Origin of the sequence: Pseudomonas sp. L-22-4S-12 (assembly GCF_009799935.1) — a bacterium.
Classification (GTDB): domain Bacteria; phylum Pseudomonadota; class Gammaproteobacteria; order Pseudomonadales; family Pseudomonadaceae; genus Aquipseudomonas.
In genome coordinates this window covers 50,952-71,481 of the sequence record NZ_WELL01000005.1, presented here as the reverse complement: position 1 = coordinate 71,481, position 20,530 = coordinate 50,952, and the positions used below count along the sequence as shown (strand labels likewise).

General features: G+C 64.2%; 15 protein-coding genes. 11 read left to right on the top strand and 4 right to left on the bottom strand.

What is annotated here, in order from left to right:
• From F3I16_RS13410 to F3I16_RS13385, 6 genes are all read left to right on the top strand, one after another.
• Complete coding sequence (locus F3I16_RS13410; protein WP_160494092.1) at positions 1–723, top strand: TetR/AcrR family transcriptional regulator; 723 nt, start codon at positions 1–3, stop codon at positions 721–723.
• 170 nt (positions 724–893) lie between these two features.
• Positions 894–2,324: a hypothetical protein gene (locus F3I16_RS13405; RefSeq protein ID WP_160494091.1), complete on the top strand. Its 1,431-nt coding sequence runs from the start codon at positions 894–896 to the stop codon at positions 2,322–2,324.
• A gap of 3 nt (positions 2,325–2,327) precedes the next feature.
• A complete protein-coding gene (locus tag F3I16_RS13400) occupies positions 2,328–3,785 on the top strand; it encodes an acyl-CoA reductase (protein ID WP_160494090.1) in 1,458 nt (485 codons plus the stop codon).
• A 54-nt stretch (positions 3,786–3,839) separates the two neighbouring features.
• Entirely contained in the window at positions 3,840–4,901 is a 1,062-nt protein-coding gene (locus tag F3I16_RS13395; RefSeq protein WP_160494089.1) for an NAD(P)-dependent alcohol dehydrogenase, read from the top strand.
• A 139-nt stretch (positions 4,902–5,040) separates the two neighbouring features.
• Positions 5,041–6,372 carry a DUF1214 domain-containing protein gene (locus F3I16_RS13390; RefSeq protein ID WP_256670174.1) on the top strand — a complete coding sequence of 444 codons (1,332 nt, stop codon included), beginning with the start codon at positions 5,041–5,043 and terminating at the stop codon, positions 6,370–6,372.
• 80 nt (positions 6,373–6,452) lie between these two features.
• Positions 6,453–7,493 carry a DUF1254 domain-containing protein gene (locus tag F3I16_RS13385; RefSeq protein ID WP_160494087.1) on the top strand — a complete coding sequence of 347 codons (1,041 nt, stop codon included), beginning with the start codon at positions 6,453–6,455 and terminating at the stop codon, positions 7,491–7,493.
• A gap of 125 nt (positions 7,494–7,618) precedes the next feature.
• Here F3I16_RS13385 and F3I16_RS13380 read toward each other — a convergent pair whose 3' ends face one another.
• From F3I16_RS13380 to F3I16_RS13365, 4 genes are all read right to left on the bottom strand, one after another.
• Positions 7,619–9,190: an AMP-binding protein gene (locus F3I16_RS13380; protein WP_160494086.1), complete on the bottom strand. Its 1,572-nt coding sequence runs from the start codon at positions 9,188–9,190 to the stop codon at positions 7,619–7,621.
• Positions 9,191–9,420: 230 nt separating this feature from the next.
• Entirely contained in the window at positions 9,421–10,335 is a 915-nt protein-coding gene (locus F3I16_RS13375) for an SDR family NAD(P)-dependent oxidoreductase (protein ID WP_160494085.1), read from the bottom strand.
• 68 nt (positions 10,336–10,403) lie between these two features.
• Positions 10,404–11,648 (bottom strand): thiolase family protein, encoded by a 1,245-nt coding sequence (locus F3I16_RS13370; RefSeq protein ID WP_160494084.1) that lies wholly within the window; start codon positions 11,646–11,648, stop codon positions 10,404–10,406.
• 101 nt (positions 11,649–11,749) lie between these two features.
• Positions 11,750–12,523 carry an enoyl-CoA hydratase/isomerase family protein gene (locus F3I16_RS13365; RefSeq protein WP_160494083.1) on the bottom strand — a complete coding sequence of 258 codons (774 nt, stop codon included), beginning with the start codon at positions 12,521–12,523 and terminating at the stop codon, positions 11,750–11,752.
• A 367-nt stretch (positions 12,524–12,890) separates the two neighbouring features.
• Here F3I16_RS13365 and F3I16_RS13360 point away from each other — a divergent pair, with 367 nt between their 5' ends.
• From F3I16_RS13360 to F3I16_RS13340, 5 genes are all read left to right on the top strand, one after another.
• Positions 12,891–15,596: a LuxR C-terminal-related transcriptional regulator gene (locus F3I16_RS13360; protein WP_160494082.1), complete on the top strand. Its 2,706-nt coding sequence runs from the start codon at positions 12,891–12,893 to the stop codon at positions 15,594–15,596.
• Positions 15,597–15,909: 313 nt separating this feature from the next.
• Positions 15,910–17,052 (top strand): acyl-CoA dehydrogenase family protein, encoded by a 1,143-nt coding sequence (locus tag F3I16_RS13355; protein ID WP_160494328.1) that lies wholly within the window; start codon positions 15,910–15,912, stop codon positions 17,050–17,052.
• A gap of 73 nt (positions 17,053–17,125) precedes the next feature.
• Entirely contained in the window at positions 17,126–17,926 is an 801-nt protein-coding gene (locus F3I16_RS13350) for an enoyl-CoA hydratase/isomerase family protein (protein ID WP_178116670.1), read from the top strand.
• A 209-nt stretch (positions 17,927–18,135) separates the two neighbouring features.
• Complete coding sequence (locus F3I16_RS13345; RefSeq protein ID WP_160494081.1) at positions 18,136–19,323, top strand: lipid-transfer protein; 1,188 nt, start codon at positions 18,136–18,138, stop codon at positions 19,321–19,323.
• A 12-nt stretch (positions 19,324–19,335) separates the two neighbouring features.
• On the top strand, positions 19,336–20,529 hold the full coding sequence (locus F3I16_RS13340) for an acyl-CoA dehydrogenase family protein (RefSeq protein WP_160494080.1): 1,194 nt from the start codon (positions 19,336–19,338) through the stop codon (positions 20,527–20,529).
• The last annotated feature ends 1 nt before the right edge of the window (position 20,530 follow it).

The window sequence follows — 20,530 nt, the reverse complement described above, 5'->3', positions numbered from 1 at the left end:
ATGCTGAACCGTACCCTGCAAACCGAAGCCGCCGCGCTCAAGGACACCCCCACCCAGGCCGGTGGCGAGGTGCTGCTGGTCGAACTGACCGCTCGCCAACGCAAGCTGCCGCGCCAGGCTCGCTCGATCGCGCTTGTCGAGGCGCTGAAGAAGGCCGGCCGCGACATCCTCGAGCAGGATAGTCGCGCAGGGTTGTCGGTGTACCGCCTGGCGGACTACTCGGGTGTCGCCATCAGCTCGATCTACGAGTATTTCCCGACCATAGAGGCGCTGGTCGGAGCGATCTTCGACGACTACCGTGAAGAAGCACGCCAGGAGGTGATCACCAGTCTGGCCAATCTCCCAGCCACCGCCACGCTGCTCGACGGCATCGAGATGGTCCTGGGCACCGGACTTGCGGCCTTGCACCGCTGGATGCAGATCGACTCGGAGCTGAGCATCAAGGCGGCCTATCATGCTGAGCTGGTGCGTCTCGACCTGGTCAAGGCGGAGCGCTTCTGGTCGTCGATGGTCATCCCCACGCTGGTCGAACGCTTTTCTGACGAGGTGCTGGTGCGCGACCGCGAGAAGGCCGGCTTCCTCGCCTATCAGGCGGTGATCGCCTTGCCGCGTGCGCTGCTCCTCGAACGGCCGCAATACCTGCTGGCGCCGGACACCGTCCGCCTGCTGGCGCGGATGATCCATGCGCTGCTGACCACTCCGGATTTGGAAACGCGCCGCTGACCGCCGGTCTGTGTTTTAAAAAGCCATCTAAAACAAATAGTTAGGCTATTTTTTCGGGTACGTGAATCCGGAACTAATCGGCGCCGAGGCTCCCTACACTGGCTCTACGGTGGCGATGGGGGAGCGTTCCCCTCGACACGCGAACGAGCGAATTCGAGGAGGCTCTGCGCATGACACGAACAATCGACGAGAAGGTCGAGCTGCTGTTGACCAACCCTGCGGAGTTGGCCGAGCACTCCTTCGAGACCTGGAATCAGCTGCCGCGCGACGAAGTGGATGCGCTGCAACTGGCCGCACTCAAGCGCCGCTTCGCGCAAATGCGCGACAGCATTCCGGTGCTAAAGAAGCTCGCCGATGGCGAGGGCGTCGACCGCATCGAGAAACTCGAGGACCTGGTGCCGCTGCTGTTCGAGCACACGGTGTTCAAGTCCTACCCGCCATCGCTGCTGGAGAAGAACAACTTCACCGCGATCAACAAGTGGCTGAGCAGGCTGGTCATCCCGGAAATCGGTGAAAAGATCCTCGCCACCGAAGTCAGCGGTTGCCAGGGCCTCGACGACTGGTTCGAGACCATGGACGAAGCGGTACCGGAGCTGTGCCTCAGCCACACCTCCGGCACCTCCGGCACCCTGTCGTTCCTGCCGCTGGGTTTCCGCGAGTTCGAGAAATCCGTGCAGATCCGCCGCCTGTATGCCTGGGGCATGACCGGCCCGGACAGCGCGCCGGTGGATATGCACTCCGCCTATCCCTACTACCGCAAGGGCTACCTCAGCCACCTGCGCGGCAACGTGATGCTGATGCGCACTGTGCTGCCGAGCCTGGACAACTTCCATGCCGCCTACCCGGCGACGCTGTCCAGCGACGTGCTGCACCTCGGCGCCAAGGTCCGCGCGGCACATGCCAAAGGCACCCTCGATCGTCTGGTGATCAGCCCCGAGCTGCTGGCCAAGAAGAAGGAATTCGATCAGCTGCAGGCCGACATGCCGCAGCACCTGGCCAACTTCTTCGACGAGATGACCAGCAAGCTCAAGGGCAAGCGCGTGTACATCGGCGGCACCTGGAACCTGCTGCACAACATGGCCAAGGCCGGTCTGGAACGCGGCATCGAGGGCGTGTTCCACCCCGATTCGTGGATTGCCACCACCGGCGGTGCCAAGGGCGTGGTGCAGCCCGAGGGCTGGCGCGAAGAGGTGATGCGTTTCACCGGCGTGAACAAGATCAACGAGACCTACGCGATGTCGGAAACGCCGAGCGGTTCGCACGCCAAGTGCGAGCACGGCAACTACCACTTCGCGCATACCGCGATTCCCTTCGTGCTCGACCCGGAAACCGGCAAGTCGCTGCCCCGCGAAGGTCGCCAGACCGGCCGCGCGGCGTTCTTCGACCTCGGCGCCGACCTGCGCTGGGGCGGCTTCATCACCGGCGACGAGATCACCGTGGAGTGGGACAAGCCCTGCGCCTGCGGCCGGCCGAGCCGTTACGTGGCCGGCGCGATCCAGCGCTACAGCGACAAGAACGGCGGCGACGACAAGATCACCTGCGCCGCCTCCGAACAGTCCCATCGCGAGGCGATGGACTTCCTGAATACCTTCGAGGGCTGATCCATGACCCATCCCATCGCGCCGATGATCATCCGCGGCGAAGTCATCACCGACAACCTGATCGAAGTGGGTGGCCGTGGCGGTGACCTGGCCTTCCTCACCCCCGATGCGCACAAGTACATCGACAAGCTGCCACTGGGCAATCCGGCCAAGCTGGCCGACCTGTACGAACTGAGCTTCGAGGACATCCTCGACTACTGCGTGGCCCTCGGCGAACGCCTGGAGTTCAGCAAGAACCGCTACCTGCAGGAAGCCTGCGAGCTGTCCTACCTGACCGCGCCGACCACCCCGACCATCGTCAAGGCCTCGTACATGGGCCTGCAGCACATGCTGACCCGCGAGTTCATCCGCGAGATGGTGGAAACCACGGTGGGCGTCGATTACCTGGAAGGCTGGGTCAAGCAGACCCTGCTCGACGGCACCGAGCTGGAAGTGCGCTGCTTCGGCGCGCGCACCTTGCACATCGTCGCCGGCAACGCCGTATCCCTGTCGCTGTGGACCATCATTCGCAACATGGTCCTGCGCAGTGACGCGATCATCAAGGCGCCGTCCAACGACCCGTTCACCGCGCTGGCCATCGCCCGCACCATGATCGACATGGCGCCGGACCACCCGCTGACCAGACACCTGACCGTGGCTTACTGGAAAGGTGGCGACCAGGCCTTCGAACAGCGCCTGTACCAGCCGCAGAACCTGGAGAAGATCGTCGCCTGGGGTGGTTTCGCCTCGATCAAGCATGTCACCCAGTACATCCAGCCCGGTCTGGAACTGATCTCCCTGGATCCGAAGCGTAGCGCCAGCATCATCGGCAAGGAGACCTTCGCCAGCGAGGCGAGCATGCGCGAAGCGGCGGTGCGCCTGGCGGCCGATATCGGCGCGATCAACCAGAAGGGCTGCGTCTGTGCCCGCACCATCTACGTGCAGTCCGGCACCGACGAGGACGGCCTGGAGCGGCTGAATACCTTCGGTCAGTACGTCTATGCCGCCATGCTCGGCCTGCCGAACACCCTGTCCACCGCGCCGAAGCGTTACGACCAGCGCCTCAAGGCGGAAGTCGACGCGCTGCGCCTGGATGACGAGTGGTACAAGGTCATCGGCGGCAAGGACGGCGAAGGCGCGGTGATCTGCTCGCAGCTTCCCGAGCCGGTGTCCTTCTCCACCAGCCTTGACGACCGCACCGCCAACCTAGTGCCGGTGGACTCGCTCGACGAAATGATGGATGCGGTGGACTCCTACACCCAGACCGTCGGCGTCTACCCGGAAAGCATCAAGGATCAACTGAAGGACGTCCTGCCGCTCTACGGCGCGCAGCGCATTGTCTCGCTGGGTTACGCCGCAGCCATGAAATTTGCCGCCCCGCAGGACTCGATCGAGCCGATGCGGCGTATGGGCAAGTGGATTTCCAATCAGATCGCCTCGCCGGAAACCACGGCGGCGCCCTGGTTGCGCCCCTCCATCTGATACCAGGCCCGATCGTCCGATCGGGCCGTTTTTGTTTTCCTTCGAGGATTTTTCATGACCAACTGCCTAGCCTACGGCGTCCATGAAGCCCATACCGACCTGGCTCCGCTGCGTATAGAGCGTCGCGCTTTGCGTGACGATGACGTCGCCATCGAGATCGCCTACTGCGGCGTCTGCCACTCCGACCTGCACTACGCCCACAACGATTGGGGTAGCACCATTTTTCCCTGTGTACCGGGTCACGAGATCGTCGGCCACGTCACCGCTGTCGGCGGCGCGGTGAGCCGCTACCGGGTGGGCGATCGGGTCGCGGTCGGCTGTCTGGTCGACAGCTGCCAGCAGTGCGCAGCCTGCGAGCAGGGCGAGGAACCGCACTGCGAGAAGGGCATGACGCCGACCTACAACGGCCGCGACCGGCAGACCGGCGACACCACGCTGGGCGGCTACGCGCAGCACATCGTGGTGCGCGAGAAGTTTGTGCTGCGCGTGCCCGAGGCGCTCGACCTGCGCTACACCGGCCCGCTGCTGTGTGCCGGCATCACCGTGTGGGGGCCGCTGCGTGAGTATGGCGTGAAGCAGGGCACCCGCGTCGCCGTGGTCGGTCTCGGTGGCCTCGGCCACATGGCGGTCAAGCTGGCGGTCGCGCTCGGCGCCGAGGTCACGGTGATCACCACTTCGCCGGGCAAGGCCGACGACGCCCGCGCGCTCGGCGCCCATCACGTGCTGCTGTCCAGCGAGCCGGCGGCGATGAAAGGCGCGAGCAGCTCCTTCGACTTCATCGTCGACACCATTCCGCGCAAGCACAACGTCAACCCTTACCTGATGCTGCTCGCCCGCCACGGCAAGCTGGTACTGGTTGGGGCCCTGGAACCGCTGGAGCCGATCCACGGCGCGCTGCTGGCGCTCAACAACCGCTCGATCTCTGGGTCGCTGATCGGCGGCCTCGAGCAGACCCAGGAACTGCTCGAGTTCTGCGCCGAGCACCAGGTACTGCCGAGCTGCGAGTTGATCCGCATGCAGGACATCAATGCCGCGTTCAAGCGTATGGAAACCAACGATGTGAAGTACCGCTTCGTCATCGATATGGCCTCGCTGGAGGATGGCGAACACAGCTGAGCCTGCGGGAATTCTTCGTCATGGCCAGTGCCCCCCTGAAAGGGAAGGTGCGGGGCAGCTAGGCAGAAGGCTTACTGGCTAGGCTTGAGTAACCCAATGTCATACTTGTGACGGAGAAGGCCGTATGCATTTTTCACGTTTGACCATCAAGCTCGGAGCCGCCACGGCTTCGTGGCTGGTGGCTGCCTGCCTGCACCTGCCTCCGGCGATGGCCGAGACGGCTCCAGCGCCGGCCGTGTCCGATCAGGACATCAGCGATGCCTACACCTATCTGCTCGGTCGCCTGCTGGTCTTGCGCCAGCAGCATCTAGATATGCAGGAGGGCATGGGCTGGAACCAGCTTATCCACCGCAAGCCTGGCGCGGTGGACTGGCCCAACCCCAATCTGGACGTTGCCTATTCCGAGGCCTGGGTCGCGGTGGACGAGAAGAGCTGCACGCTGGTCGCGGTGCCGAAGATCAGCGGCCGCTACTACACCGTGCAATTTCTCAATGGCTGGGGCGAGACCCTGGCCAACATCAACGAGCGAACTTACCCCGAGCACCCGAGCGGCAATTTCGCGGTGTGTCTGATCGGCGCCGAAGTCGCGCTGCCGGCCGACGCCCAGCGCATCGACCTGCCGGTGCGGACTGCGCGGATACTGTCGCGCCTGGAATTGGGTAAGGACTGGAGCGAGGCTGAGCGCCTGCAGCATGCGTTCAGCCTGCGCCCGACCGGCACGCCACGGCTGCCGGAAGCTCTGCCGCCGGTGCTCTTCGAGATGCAGAAATTACCCGGGGTGGAGGCTTTCGACAGGGCCGCCGCAGCCATGCAGGAGCCCGACCTGAGCTCAAGCATGGACGCGCTGCAGGCCAAGGTCCGGGCCATCGCCGAAGCGGCCAAGACGCCGGCCGAACGTGCGCGCATCGATCAGGTGATCCGCACCCGCGCCTTTGCGGACTTTGCCAAGGCCGCTGCCACCATCGGCCCGGGCATCATCCGCAATCGCTGGGTGCAACCCGCCGTCTCCGGCGTCTATGGCAGCGACTATCTGACCCGTACGCTGATCAACTACGGGGGTATCTGGGCCAACACCCGCGCGGAGGTGACGTATTTTCGCGGTGCGCAGGATGGTAGCGGCGCCGTGCTGGATGGCGGCCAGAGCTACTCCCTGACCTTCCCCCGCGACCAGCTGCCGCTGGCGAAGGTGCGCTATTACTGGTCGGTCACCGCTACCAATGCCAAGACTTTCCGTGTGCTGCCCAACCCACTGAACCGTTTCGTGATCAACAACCACTCGGCGCTGGAGTACGGCGAAGACGGCTCGCTGACTTTGTACTTCGGTCCGGAAAAGCCCAAGGGCGCGCCGCAAGGCAACTGGTTGCCGACCTTGGCGGGGCAGAACTTCCGCCTGATGTTCCGTTACTACGGAGCGAAGGACGGCATTGGCAACGACGCGTTCTTCCCGCCGCCTCTGATCAAGCGCTCCTGAGACATTGCCGACGGCAGTTGGGGGCCTCCCGAGCTGCCGTTTTTTTGCCAATTATCCACAACAAGAAAAGGACAATAGCCATGCCCCATACTGGAAAATGGCGTCTTCTGGTACCCACGCTGTTGTTTGCCGCCGTGGCGAGCGCGCATGCCGAGCAAGCACCGACTAAGCCCATCGCCGTCACGCTGGACAGCTTCATCCGCGCGGAGACGGACCGTTTCTTCGGCCTCACCGTGCAGCGCGGTGGATTCGCTCAGTTCGCCCACCTGCGCCAACTGATGCCGGTGGATGTCGCGACTGTGGTGCGGCCGAACCGCGACACATTGTATTCCACCGCGGTATTCGACCTGGATGCCGGTCCGGTCACCGTCACCATGCCGGACTCCGGCGACCGCTACATGTCCCTCGCGGTGATCGACGAGGACCAGCAAGTGCTGGGCGTCGACTACGGGGCCGGGCGTCATACCTTCAGCCGGCAGAGCGTCGGTACCCGCTATGTCATGCTCGGCGTGCGTACGCTGGTCGATCCCGCCAGCACGGAGGACCTAAAACAGGTTCATGCCCTGCAGGATGCGATCACCCTGAGCCAGCCCGACGGGCCCGGCCGCTTCGAGCCGCCGAGCTGGGACAAGGCCAGCCAGGATGCGCTGCGCCAGGCGCTGCTCGTGCTGGGCCGGACGGTGCCGGACTCGCGTGGCATGTTCGGCAAGCGGGATGTAGTAGACCCGGTTCGTCATTTGGTCGGCAGCGCCATCGCCTGGGGTGGCCTGCCGGAGAAAGATGCGCTCTATGACATAGTCACGCCGGCCCATAACGATGGCAGTGCGGTCTATCGCCTGAGTGTGAAGGACGTGCCGGTCGACGGTTTCTGGTCGGTCAGCGTCTATGACGCCGAGGGTAACTACCGCAAGAATCCGGCCGAGGCCTACACCCTCAATAACTTGACGGCGCAAAAGTCCGCCGACGGCTCGATTGCCATCCAGTTCGGCGGCTGCGAGGCGGCGACCAGCAATTGCCTGCCGGTCATGCCGGGTTGGAATTACATGGTCAGGCTGTACCGCCCACGCGCACAAGTGCTGGACGGCAGTTGGACATTCCCCGCCGCCCAGCCGGTCCGCTGAGCAACAAGTCGAAGGCCCGCAATCGCGGGCTTTCGGCAATAAAAAAGCCTTGAACAACGCTGACGTTCGTAGAGACGCCAGCATTGTTCAAGACGCAAAGCACAGGGGCGAATCGCCCCTGATCATCAGGAAATCCGGCGGTCGCCAGCCTTCCAGTACTTGTCGCGAACCAGGCGGCGCAGGACCTTGCCTACCACGCTGGTCGGCAGGCTGTCGACGATGAGAATCGACTTGGGCACCTTGAAGCGGCCGAGACGCGCCTTGACGTGCTCCTGCAGTTCCTCGACCGAGACTCGCGCGCCGGCCTTGAGGATGACCTCGGCGTGAACCGCTTCGCCCCATTCCTCATGCGGTACGCCGACCACCGCTGAGTTTGACACGGCCGGGTGGGAGTTCAGCGCCGCTTCGACCTCGACGGCATAGACGTTGAAGCCGCCGGTGATGATCATGTCCTTCTTGCGGTCGACCAGGAACAGGAAGCCCTCGTCGTCGATGTAGCCGAGGTCGCCGGATTTCCAGAAGCCGTTCTCGAACTCGGCTGCTGTGCCTTCCGGGTTGTTGTAGTAGCCGGATATGGTGCCTCGCGAGCGCACCCACAGCTCGCCGGTCTGGCCGAGCGGCACTTCCTTGCCGTCGTCGTCGACGATGATCACCTCCGCGGCGGCGGCGATGCGGCCGGCCGAGCCGAGCTGTTTCTCGGTGGCGCTGAGGTGGTCGTTCTTGCCGAGGATGGCCACCGCGTGAAGGCTTTCCGTGGCGCCGTAGATCTGCATGAAGACGTTGCCGAAGTGCTCCTGCGCCTGCCGCAGCTTGGTCGGGCTCATGGGCGCGGCGCCGTAGGCCAGGGTGCGCAGCGAAGACAGGTCGTACTGGCGGGCTTCCGGCATCTCCAGCAGGCGATAGATCATGGTTGGCACCAGCAGGGTCATGGTGATGCGTTCCGCCTCGATGTTGCGGCACAGCTGGACCATGTCGGGGATGTTCTGGGTCACCGTGCAGCCGCCGCGAAACAGCGTCGGCAGCAGGCCCAGGCCGGAACCGTGGCTGATCGGCGCCATGTGCAGGAAGCGGGTGTCCGGCTGGTAGGGCTGCTCGCTCTCCATGTACATGGAGTCGCGTAGCGCCATCCAGTTGTCGATGGTGTAGCTGGCGCACTTGCTCTTGCCGGTGGTGCCGCCAGTGAAGCGATACACCAGAGGATCATTCACGGCGTCGTTCTCGACATCCGGATTCTCCTCCGGCACACCTTCCAGCAGGTCCCAGAAATACAGCAGGCCATCGCGGCGGGTTTCCGGCGGGTCCATGCAGACCACCGTGATGCCCTGTTCGCGCAGCATGTCGAAGTAGCGGTCGAGCAGCGCATTTTCCAGGAACACGACCTTCGGGCGGATGAACTCCACCTGCCAGCGGTGTTCCTCGAAGGAATCGCGGAAGTTGGTGAAGGCGCCCGCGGCATCGCCCTTGAGGGCCGTCCAGGCGTGCATCAGAGAAATGTTGTCGTTCTCGAGGATGCACAGGTAGACATCGCCACGACGCAGTTGCAGGCGGTCACGCATCATGTTGACGATGCGGTTGCCGAGCGAGTGCAGTTCACGGAAGGTGTAGCGGCGGTTGCGCTCGATGTTGACCAGGGCCTCGCGATCGCCGAAGCGCACGGCAAGGTTGCCGATCGTGCGGGAGAAATTCATTGTTGTCATGGTTGTGTTCCTTCCTGAGTTGCAGCCAGGCCGGTTATCGCCAAGGGTTGGCGCTTTCCATGATAAGCCGCTTCTTGCAGGTTGCAGCCCTTTCAGGGTTGCCGTTCCTCCCGCTTGCCGGACCTATCGATGCCTTCTACGGGTTCTTGTTCTGTGCGAGAGCCCGGCTGCGCTAGGGTGGCCGGGCCCGGGTAGTCGCCGCGCCGGGGTTGCCGGCGCGGACAAGAGGCTCAGGCGCCCTTGATGGCCTTCATCGCTGTGTCGATGAACAGAGCGACCTGCTGGTTGGCGTCGTCACGCGGGCCGGCGCTGGTCCAGTCGGTGATCTGCTCGATGCGGGCCTCGATGGCTTCCGGCGACAGCTCCGCGTCGGAGATGTAGACCGGGGCGGTCTCTTCCATGCGTACGGCGGTGAACACGCCGGCACCGGCACCCAGGACCAGCTTGGTCGGAGCGTTTTCGCTGACCAGGTACAGGGCACCCGGAGTGACCTGCTCAGGACGGCTGGCCTTCAGCAGTTCTTCCGGCATCACGTCGGCGGTCATGCGGGTGGCGGCCATCGGCGCCAGGGTGTTGACGTGGATGTTGTTCTTGCGGCCTTCGATGGCCAGCATGTTCATCAGCCCGACCACGGCCATTTTGGCTGCGCCGTAATTGGCCTGGCCGAAGTTGCCGAACAGGCCGGCAGCGGAGGTGGTCATCAGGATGCGGCCGTAGTTCTGCGCCTTCATCACGTCCCAGACGGCCTTGGAGCAGTACAGCGCACCCATCAGGTGGACATTGATCACCGCGTGGATGTCGGCCAGTTCCATCTTGGCGAAGGACTTGTCACGCAGGATGCCGGCGTTGTTGATCAGGATGTCGACGCGACCGAACTCGGCGATGGTCTGGGCGACCATGGCCTGCACCTGCTCGTAGTCGGCGACGTTGGCGCCGTTGGCGATGGCGGTGCCGCCGGCCTGGCGGATTTCCTCGACCACGGCCAGGGCTGAGTCGGTGGAAGAACCGGTGCCGTCACGGCTGCCGCCGAAGTCGTTGATCACCAGCTTGGCGCCACGCTTGGCGAGTTCCAGAGCGTGAATGCGGCCCAGGCCGTTGCCGGCGCCGGTAACAATGGCCACTTGGCCGTCGAAGCGAATTGTCATCTCGTTAACCTCAAATCAATGCATACAAATGTTGCGGCGCGGCCGGGAAGGGCCGCGCCCGTGGATCATCAGACGCGGCTGAAGATGCCGACGTGCTCGGTCGCTTCCTCGACGCGCCACAGGCCGCCGCCATTGCCCTGCAGGGCGATGCGCGCACCGTCTACCTGGCGCTGACCGCAGTTGCCGCGCAGCTGCTCGACCAGCTCGAAGATCTGGCCGATGCCGGTGGCACCGATCGGGTGGCCCTTGGATTCCAGGCCGCCCGACGGATTGATCGGCAGCTTGCCGCCCAGGGTGGTTTCGCCGCTCTCGGCCATTTCACCGCTGGTGCCCGGTTCGCACAGGCCCAGTGCTTCCATCGACAGCAGCTCGCCAATGGCGGTGGCATCATGAATTTCCGCGACATCGACGTCTTGCGGGCTGATCCCGGCTTGCTCGAACGCGGCCTTGCCGGCCAGGTGCGTACAACCATTGTCGAAATCATCGGCGGCGCGTACCGAGGCCGAACGCACTACGGAGGCCAGTACCTTGATCGCCCGGCTCTTGTCGAACCCGTATTTCTTCAACGCGGATTCGGTGCAGAGGATCGCCGCGGCGGCGCCGTCGGAGATCGGCGAGCACATCGGCAGGGTGATCGGGTAGGTGATCGGCGGCGCGGCGAGGATTTCCTCGATGCTCATGGCGTTGCGGTACTGCGAGCGCTCGTTGTGCACCGAATGACCGTGGTTCTTCGAGGATACGGCGGCCAACTGGCGCTGGGTGATGCCATAGCGCTCCATCAGGCCGCCGCGGCCGAGGGCTGCGTAGACGTCCATGAACGGGCTGTAGGGGTTTTTCGACTGCGAGCCTTCCGGCGGGACGATGCCCTTGCCCATCTCGGCCAGGTAGTTCTTGTTCTCTTCGAACGTCTCGATGTCCCAGGCCGATTCGAAGGCCGAGAACATCTTCATCTTGTCGCTGTAGAACATCTTCTCAGCGCCGACGGCGATGGCGACATCGGCCGCGCCAGCGCGCAGCTGGGTGACCGCCAGGCTGAAGGCGTGGCTCGACGAGGCGCAGGCGCCCTCGACGTTGAAGATCGGGATGCCGCCCAGGCCCAGCGGCAGCAGGGCCACCTGGCCACGGATCATGTGCTGGCCATCGAAGTGGCCCTGGGTGCAGTTGCCGAAGAAGCCGACCTGGACCCACTTGCGGTCGCAACCGGCGTCTTTCAGGGCGTCTTCAACGGCCCATGCGGTGAGTTGCTTGACGGTCTTGTCAATGTGGCGACCGAACTTGGTCATGCCCACGCCGACGATATAGACGTTTTCCATTTCTGCTCCTGCATGATCTGCTGCGCGTCGGCATATCGGCGTTAGGAACGCCGGCTTCTGCTCTAGCTCGCTAGATCATGGCTATTAGTTGAGTGACGGGATCAATAGCCCTTGAAATCCGGCTTGCGCTTCTCGGCGAAGGCGCGCACGCCTTCGGCCATGTCGTAGGAGCGCTGGTGGTCGCGCAGGGCCAGCAGTTCGTGGCGCAGCGCATCCGCGCGGCTCTTGTCTGTGGCTTCGTCGCAGACTTTTTTCATCTTGCGCAGCACCAGCGGGCTCTTGTCGGCGAGCTTGTCGCCGATGGCCTGGACGCGGGCGACCAGTTCCGCGTCGGCCACCACTTCGCTGACCAGGCCATATTGCTTCATGTCCGCAGCCGGCAGGGCATCGCCGGTGAACAGCATGTACTTGGCGATGTTCTCCGGAATCTTGCGCGGCAGCACGGCAGCGCCGCCGCCACCTGGGAACACGCCGAAGTTGGAGTGCGCGTCGCCGAAGCTGGCGCTCTCGGCAGCGATCACGAAGTCGCAGCACAGCACGGTTTCCAGGCCGCCGGCCAGGGCCAGGCCGTTGACCGCGGCGATCACCGGTTTCGGGAAGGCGCGCAGGCGGTCGAAGAACGCCACGATGGTGTCCAGCAGGTCCATTTCGCCCGGCTGAGGGGTGCCGCCGGCCTTCAGGTCAGCGCCGGCGCAGAACGCCCGGCCGGTGGCGGTCAGGGCCACCACGCGCACGCTGGCGTCATTTTCCCAACCCTTCAGGGTCTCGATCATGGCGTCGAGCATTTCGCGGTTGAGGGCGTTCATCGCCTTCGGACGGGTCAGGGTGATCCAACCCACCTGGCCCTTCACTTCAAAGGAAACCGACTCGCTCATTTCTTATCCTCGCTCAGCATTCAAATGGCGTTTTTGGTCAGATGGGACATTACGTCAGGCGCTTTTTGCCGGACCCCTCCCTTAATGGACGGGCGGGGAGGGGAGTGGGTGTCAGGCGCGCGAAGCGGGCATACCATCGGCTCAGCAGAGCGTCCCTAGGACCGGTGTTTAAGGGATGCAGGGAGTGGCTGATCGCGTCAGGCTGGTGCCTGGGGTGTGGGTGTTGCCAGGTGTAGTCAGGCTTGTAGCTGTCACGATGGGCGGCTTTGCGGCATGCTTGCCGGGTATCACCCCGAACGTGCCATGATGGTGTTGACGGTCGGCCCTCCGTGGTAGGGCGCGATGCGCAAGGCGGAGCAATCAATCGATGCAAACCACCGTAATGAACTCCGAGAATCTGCTGGTCGCGACGAAGTTCTCGCCACCGCGACTGAACACGCGGCACATCCCGCGTGTGCACCTGCTCGGGCGGTTGCGCGAGGCGCAGGACAGCACCGCCACGCTGATTACCGGCGGAGCGGGGTTCGGCAAGACCATCCTGCTCGCACAATGGCGGCAGGTGCTGATGAAGGCAGGGGTCGAGGTTGCCTGGCTGTCGTTCAGTCATGACGACAAGGAGTTTCAGAGCTTCTTCTCCTACCTGCTGGCGGCCCTGCAGCACCTGGGCATCCAGATCGACGGCGAGATGCTTAATGCCGACGGCGGCGACCAGTCGATGAACGCGGTGGTCGCCGTGGTGACCCGTGCGGCTGAGGAGATCGGCCGCGAGCTGTACCTGCTGATCGATGATTACCAGCACATCGAAGCACCTTCGGCCCATCGCCTGATCCAGAAGCTGCTCGACCATTGCCCGGCCAATCTGCACATCGTGATCGCTTCGCGCACCATTCCGCCGCTCAGTCTCGGTCGGCTGCGCATGCAGGGCTACGTGGCGGAAATTGACTTCGCCGAGCTGCCTTTCGATCTGGATGAGACTAGGGCTTTCTTCGAGCAGAACCTCACTAGTCTGGCGCTGACGGCCGATGAGGAGCGCCTGATTCATGATCTGACCGGAGGCTGGCCGGCCAGCCTGCAACCGATCGCCACCATGCTGCGCGTGCGTCCGGCCAAGCGCGCCAAACTGCGTTCGCTGCTGTGGAAGTCGTCCGACCTGCAGGCCTACCTCGCCGAGGACGTGGTGGCCTGCCTGCCCGAGGAACTGGTCGAGCTGATGGAGAAGATCTCGATCTTCCGGCGTTTCAACGCCGAGCTGGCGGAGTTCGTGGCGCAAGACTCGCGCGCGGTTGAGCTGATCAAGCTGGCCGAGGACGAGAACCTGCTGATTTACCGGGTTGACTCGGATGACAGTCTGCCGTGGTACCGCTTCCATCCCTTGTTTGGCGAGTTCCTTGCGCAGCGCTTGGCGCAGCAGGGGCAGGCGGTGATCGAGGCGCTCCATGGGCGGGCCAGTCAGTGGTTCGCCGAGCATGACTTCCTGGCCGAATCTATTCGTCACGCCAACCTGAGCGGCGACCTCGACTATGCGGTGAGTGCCCTCGAAGAGGCCGCGACCACCACCTGGAGCATGGCCTACATCGGGCCGATGCTGCACCTGCTCGACCGCCTGCCGCAGGAAACCCTGTTCTCCCACCCGCGGCTGTTCGTCCTGGGCTGCCTGACCTATGCGCTCACGGCCCGGCCGGAGAAGGCCGAGCGCTGGCTGGAGCAGATCCGCCGCACCGAGGCGGCGAAGAACCCGGCGATTTCCTCGCGCTTCGCCCTGGCCGACGCCGCGGTGGCGATGCAGCTCGACGACCTCAAACGGGTCATCGACCTGCTCGAGCCGGCGCTCAAGGCGCCGGTGGAGAATCGCTCGCTGCGCTACATCAGCCTGTCGGCGCTGGTTGTGGCCTATCTGGCGATGGGGCGTTTCGAGGACGTACGGCGGCTGTTCGATGACAACCCGATCAACCCGGACGATCGCGACAATGACATGGCCATGGTCTTCGAAAGCAACCGCGCCCTGGCCTACCTGACCAAAGGCAGTGTCAGGGAAGCCGAGCGTATCGGCGCAGGGGTGCTGGCGCGTGCCGAAAATGCCTATGGCCGTGGCTCGGTGGCCGCCAATCTGTGCGCTTCGACGCTGAGCGACGCCTTTTACGAGCTCGATCGCATCGACGACGCGCTGGCGGTGCTGGCCAACCGCTCGGGCATCCTGCAGTTCTCGATGCCGGACGTGATGGCGCGCGCCTCGTTGTGCCGCTCCCGCATCGAAGTACTGCGCGGCGAGCCGCAGGAGGCGCTGCGTTTCCTTGAGGATCAGGCGGCGCACTTCCACCTGCTTGGCCTGAGCCGGCCGCAGGCGACCATGATCGCTGAACAGGCTGCCATGCTGCTGTCGCTGGGCGATCGTAGGCATGCTGGCGAACTCATGGCGCGGCTGCAGGCGCTGGTGGAGGCGCAGGGCGGCAACGCTGGCGCGCAAGGGGAGATTGCCGCGATCAGCGCGCTCGTGCGGGCACGCATCACGATTGCCGACCGCGATCCGGCCGCCGCGCTGGTGGCGCTGGCCGAGGTTCGGCGCTTTGCCGAGCGCTACGGTCGGGGGCGGGCCATGGTGAAGACCAATCTGCTCGCCGCGCTCGCCCATGACATTCAAGGTCAGACGGAAACCGCGGCCGCCGCCCTGGCCCAGGCGCTGCAGACCGGCGCAACGCTCGGGCTGGTCCGTACTCTGCTCGACGAGAGCGAGGCCATGCAGCTGCTTGAGCGGCTGCGTGGGGTAATTCCACTGGACACCTTCACCGAGCAGTATCTGGCGGACCTGTTGTCGCACCTGGCTGACGAGGACGGCGCGCCGGGTGCGGCGCTGTCGCGGGAGACCGCTGGCGGGCAACCGGCAGTACTGACCCCGCGCGAGCTGGAAATTCTCAGCCTGATCTCCCAGGCCATGTCGAACAAGCGTATCGCCCTGACCCTGAACCTGACCTTCGGCACCGTGAAGTGGAACGTGAAGAACATTCTCGCGAAACTGGGCGTGTCGAGTCGCTATGGCGCGATCACCACGGCCCGCCAGCAGGGTCTGCTCAAGTAGGCAGCCGGCAATCGATGGCTGCAATCCTTCGATTTAGTGCCTCCTGGACGCGCTGCGTCCGGTTGCACTCGCCTGTCATTGGTCCCTTTGCTTATGTCTGCTGGGCGCGGTGTTCGCCTGTCACTTCAGCTGTCGGGGGGGGGGGTATCCCCTCCCAATAGGGAAGGAGCGACGCTGGCGGTCGTCATCTCATGCTGTAAGTGTGGTCGATCCGACGGTCCTCCATCGCTGGCCGCCTGTGATGCGCGGCCGTGTACCAGGCCGCACTGCAAGACAGCATGTCGGTAGCAGCCCCAGACAGACGAGGAAGACAATGAGCGATACATCTGCAGCGTTCCTGAGCGAGCAGGAAGTCATGATCCGCGATTCCGCCCGCAAGGTGGCCCAGGAAGTGGTCGCGCCGACTGCAGCCGAGCGCGACCGCACTGGCGCCTGGCCGCGGGAGGAATTGAATGCTATCGCCGAGCTCGGCTTTCTCGGCATGCACATCCCGGAAGAGTATGGCGGTGTCGGCCTCAGCTTCCCGGAGTACTGCCTCACCATCGAAGAATTTGCCGCTGTCGATGCCGGTTTTGCCACCGCCCTGCATGTGCACAACTCCGTCGCGTTGTCGATCTTCCGGGACGGCACGGAGGAGCAAAAGCGCCAATGGCTGCCGGCCATGATCCGTGGGGAAAAGATCGGGTGCTTTTTGTTGAGTGAACCGCACGCCGGTTCGGATACTGCCGCCTTCCGCACTTCGGCCCGCCGCGATGGCGACCACTATGTGTTGAATGGCAGCAAGCAGTTCATTTCGAACGGCGGCGAAGCGGGCGTAGCCATCGTGGTGGCCGTCACCAACAAGGCCGCTGGCAAGAAAGGCGTCAGCCTGATCATGGTCGACCCCAGCACTCCGGGCTTCGTGGTCACCCGCAACGAAGAAAAGATGGGCCAGCGCACGGCCAACCTGGCTGCGATCCAGATGGAAGGCTGCCGTACGCCGGTGAGCAACCTGCTGGGCGCAGAAGGGGCCGGCTACAAACACATCATTGCCGGTCTGGACGAAGGCCGTGTGGCGATTGCTGCGCTGGCCACCGGTGTGGCGCGTGCGGCACTGGAAGCCGCGGTGAAATACGCCAAGGAGCGCGAAGCCTACGGCGCGCCGATCATCAATCTGCAGGGCGTGGCCTTCGATCTGGCCGACATGGCGACCCAGGTGGACGTCTCGCACGTGTATATGCTGCACGCCGCCCGCCTGTGCCAGGCCGGGATCCGCTGCCCGAAGGAAGCGTCGTTGATCAAGCTGTTCGCCAGCGAGATGGTCGAGAAGGTCTGCTCGGATGCGATCCAGGTTCACGGCGGCTATGGCTACCTCACCGACTTCCCGGTCGAGCGCTTTTACCGCGATGCGCGGGTGATCAAGATCTATGAAGGCACCAGCCACATCCAGAAGCTGATCATCTCGCGCAACCTGTAAGCGGTTCGCACTGCCATACAGCGCCTGGCCGCCAGACGGGCGGTCGGACCGATACAACCCTGGGGAGCAGATGATGAGCAACGTGACAGACGATGCGGTGGTTTTCGAGAAGGTCGGCAAGACGGCGGTGATCACGCTAAACCGACCGCAGACCAAGAACGCGCTCGACGAGGCGATCATGGCGGCTTTGCCCGAGGTCGTGAGGCGCGCGCGCGATGATCGTTCGGTGGCGTCGGTGGTGCTTACCGGCGCGGGTGGAGCATTCTGTTCCGGGGCCTATCTGGGAAGCGCCAGTAGCAGTGAGAAGGCTTTCATCGGTCGCGACGTGGTGCTGGCCTCGCAGGACTGGTTTGCCGAATTGGTCGGCATGGAGAAGCCGGTCATTGCGGCAGTTGATGGGGTGGCGGTGGGTGCCGGCTTTTCCTTGGCGCTGGCGGCGGACTTCGTGTTCCTCAGTCAGCGGGCGCGGCTGCTGCCCTCCTTTCTCGGCCTCGGCCTGGTCCCCGACCTGTCGATGATGTACGTGCTGCCACGGCTGGTCGGCTTGGCCAAGGCCAAGGAAATCGTCTTCTCTGCGCTCCCGGTAGCGGTCGAGGACGCCGTCGCGCTTGGTATTGCCCAGGCCGTTGTGCCGGTGGAAAACCTCCTGGACACCGCGCTCGCCTACGCGCAGCGCTTCGACGAGGCGCCACCACGGGCCCTGGCGCTGGCCAAGACCATTCTCAACCGCTCCTTCGAGACGGATCGGGCGGCGCTGACCCAGCTCGAGGCAGCGGCGCAATCGCTGTGCGTAGCCAGTGATTATCACGCCGAGGCGGTGCGCCGCTTCACGGCCAAGGAGCCGGCGATCTATCCGGGTCCTGCCCGCCGCTGATCCTGACCGCACGGCCGTTGCGGCTCGCCACGCTAGGTCGAGCGGCCTTGCGTCCAATTCCGGTCCCCCCCCAAGCGACTGCCTGGAGGGGGGGGGAAGTGGCTCCAAGCGATGCATACCCTAAAAATCATGACTTCACCGCGCGCCGGCCTTGCCCGTCAGGGGCGGCGTTCTACTGGTGACTAACAGAAAAACGAGAGGAGAAAGGCATGATGCAGAAAGTCGTTGTTGCTGGTGTCGGCATGATTCCATTCACCAAGCCCGGCCAGAGCGATACCTACCCGGTGATGGGTGAGCAAGCAGTGCGCATGGCCCTGGCGGACGCCGGCGTCGGCTATGAGTCGATCCAGCAGGCCTACGCGAGCTATGTCTTCGGTGATTCCACCAGCGGCCAGCGCGTGCTCTACAACGTGGGCATGACCGGCATTCCGGTGATCAACGTCAACAACAACTGCGCCAGCGGCTCCACCGCGTTGTTCCTGGCCAATCAGGCGATCACCAGCGGCATGGTCGACATCGTGCTGGCCTTCGGCTTCGAGCAGATGAATCCCGGTGCCATCCCGAGCTCCTTCGCCGACCGTCCCAGCCCGCTGGAGCTGTTCCTCGATCAGTGTGACAAAGGTGTTGCGGGCGCGGCGGAAATCCCGTCCGCACTGCGCATCTTCGGCTGTGCCGGCATCGAGCACATGAAGCGCTTCGGCACGCCGCTGGAAACCTTCGCCAAGATCCGTGCCAAGGCCAGCCGCCACGCGGCGAACAACCCCAAGGCAGTGTTCCGCAAGATCGTCACCGTCGAAGACGTGCTCGCCGAACAGGTGATGTGGCCGGGCGTGATGACCCGCTCGATGGCCTGCCCGCCGACCTGTGGTGCCGGCGCTGTGGTGCTGTGCAGCGAGTCCTACGCGAAGAAACACGGCCTCGACCGCAGCGTGTCCATTGCTGGTCAGGCCCTGACTACCGACGGCGTGGAAACCTTCACCTCCGGCGACATGCGTGATCTCGCTGGTTACTCCATGTCCCGCGCGGCGGCCAACAAAGTCTACGAGATGGCTGGCGTGGGCGCTGCGGATGTCGACGTCGTGGAGCTGCACGACTGCTTCGCGCAGAATGAGCTGCTGACCTACGAATCGCTAGGCCTGTGCCCAGAAGGCGGCGCGCAGAAGTTTGTCGAGGACGGCGACAACACCTACGGCGGTAAATTTGTGGTCAACCCTTCCGGCGGCCTGCTCTGCAAGGGCCACCCGATCGGCGCCACTGGCCTCGCACAGTGCACCGAGCTGGTCCTGCAGTTGCGCGGCCAGGCCGAGCAGCGTCAGGTCGAGGGTGCGCGCATCGCCCTGCAGCACAACATCGGTATCGGTGGCGCGGCCGTGGTCACCATGTACCGCAAAGATTGACGGGAGCCAGCAATGGATTTTCAACCTGACACCGGCCTCGAGGCGTTTCGCCAGGAGGTCAGGCAGTTCCTCGAGTCGGTGCCGGCCGACTTGAAAGGGCTGCAGCGCTGCACGCGTTCGCCGCGCGAGCAGATCGAGCGCTGGCAGCAGCTGCTCGATGAGCAGGGCTGGGGTGCGCCTTACTGGGCCAAGGAGCATGGTGGTACCGGTTGGAGCGTGCCGCAGATCCTGGTGTTCGACGACGAGTGCAGCGCCGCAGGGACGCCGACCCAGGACGCCTTCGTGCACAAGATGCTCGGCCCGGTGCTGAACGCCTTCGCCACCCCGGAGCAGAAGGCCGAGCACATGCCGGCCATCTTCCGTGGTGAGCGCATGTGGTGCCAGGGATTCTCCGAACCGGGCGCCGGTTCGGACCTGGCCTCGCTGCGTACCCGCGCCGAGCGCGATGGCGAGCATTACGTGGTCAACGGCCAGAAGATCTGGACCAGCTATGCGCATCACGCGGATTGGATCTTCCTGCTGGTGCGCACCAGCTCGGAAGGCAAGAAGCAGGCGGGTATCAGCTTCCTGCTGGTGGACATGAAAACGCCGGGCGTCACCGTGCGTCCGATTCGCAGCATCGACGATGCGCATCACCTCAACGAAACCTTCTTCGACAACGTGCGCGTGCCGGTGAAGAACCTCATCGGTGCCGAAGGCCAGGGCTGGAATATCACCAAGTTCCTGCTCAACAACGAGCACGCCACCACCGCTGACCTGCCGGAGCTCAAACGCTACATGCGCGAGCTGCGCCAGTTCGCCACGACGTTGCGCGTCGGCGACCAAGCGCTCGGTGCTCGACCGGAGTTCGCCCTGAAGCTGGCGCGGCTGGATGCCGAGCTGCAAGCCATCGGCATGCTGGTGCAGCGCGTGGCTCGTCTGGATCAGCAACACGACCCGGCCTCGCATGTGCTCGGCTCGATGCTGAAGATACGCGCCACCGAGCTGCAGCAGCGCATCACCGAGGCACAGATCGAAGCGCTCGGCGACTACGGCGCCATCGCCTATCCACATCCGCATGAGGCGGCGCCCGCACAGCCTTATCCGCTGCAGGCGCTGGCGCGCGGGATTTCCAACGACATGTTCCTGCGTCGGGCATCGACCATCTACGGCGGTACCAGCGAGGTACAGCGGGGCATCATCGCCAAGATGCTGTTCCAATTTTGAG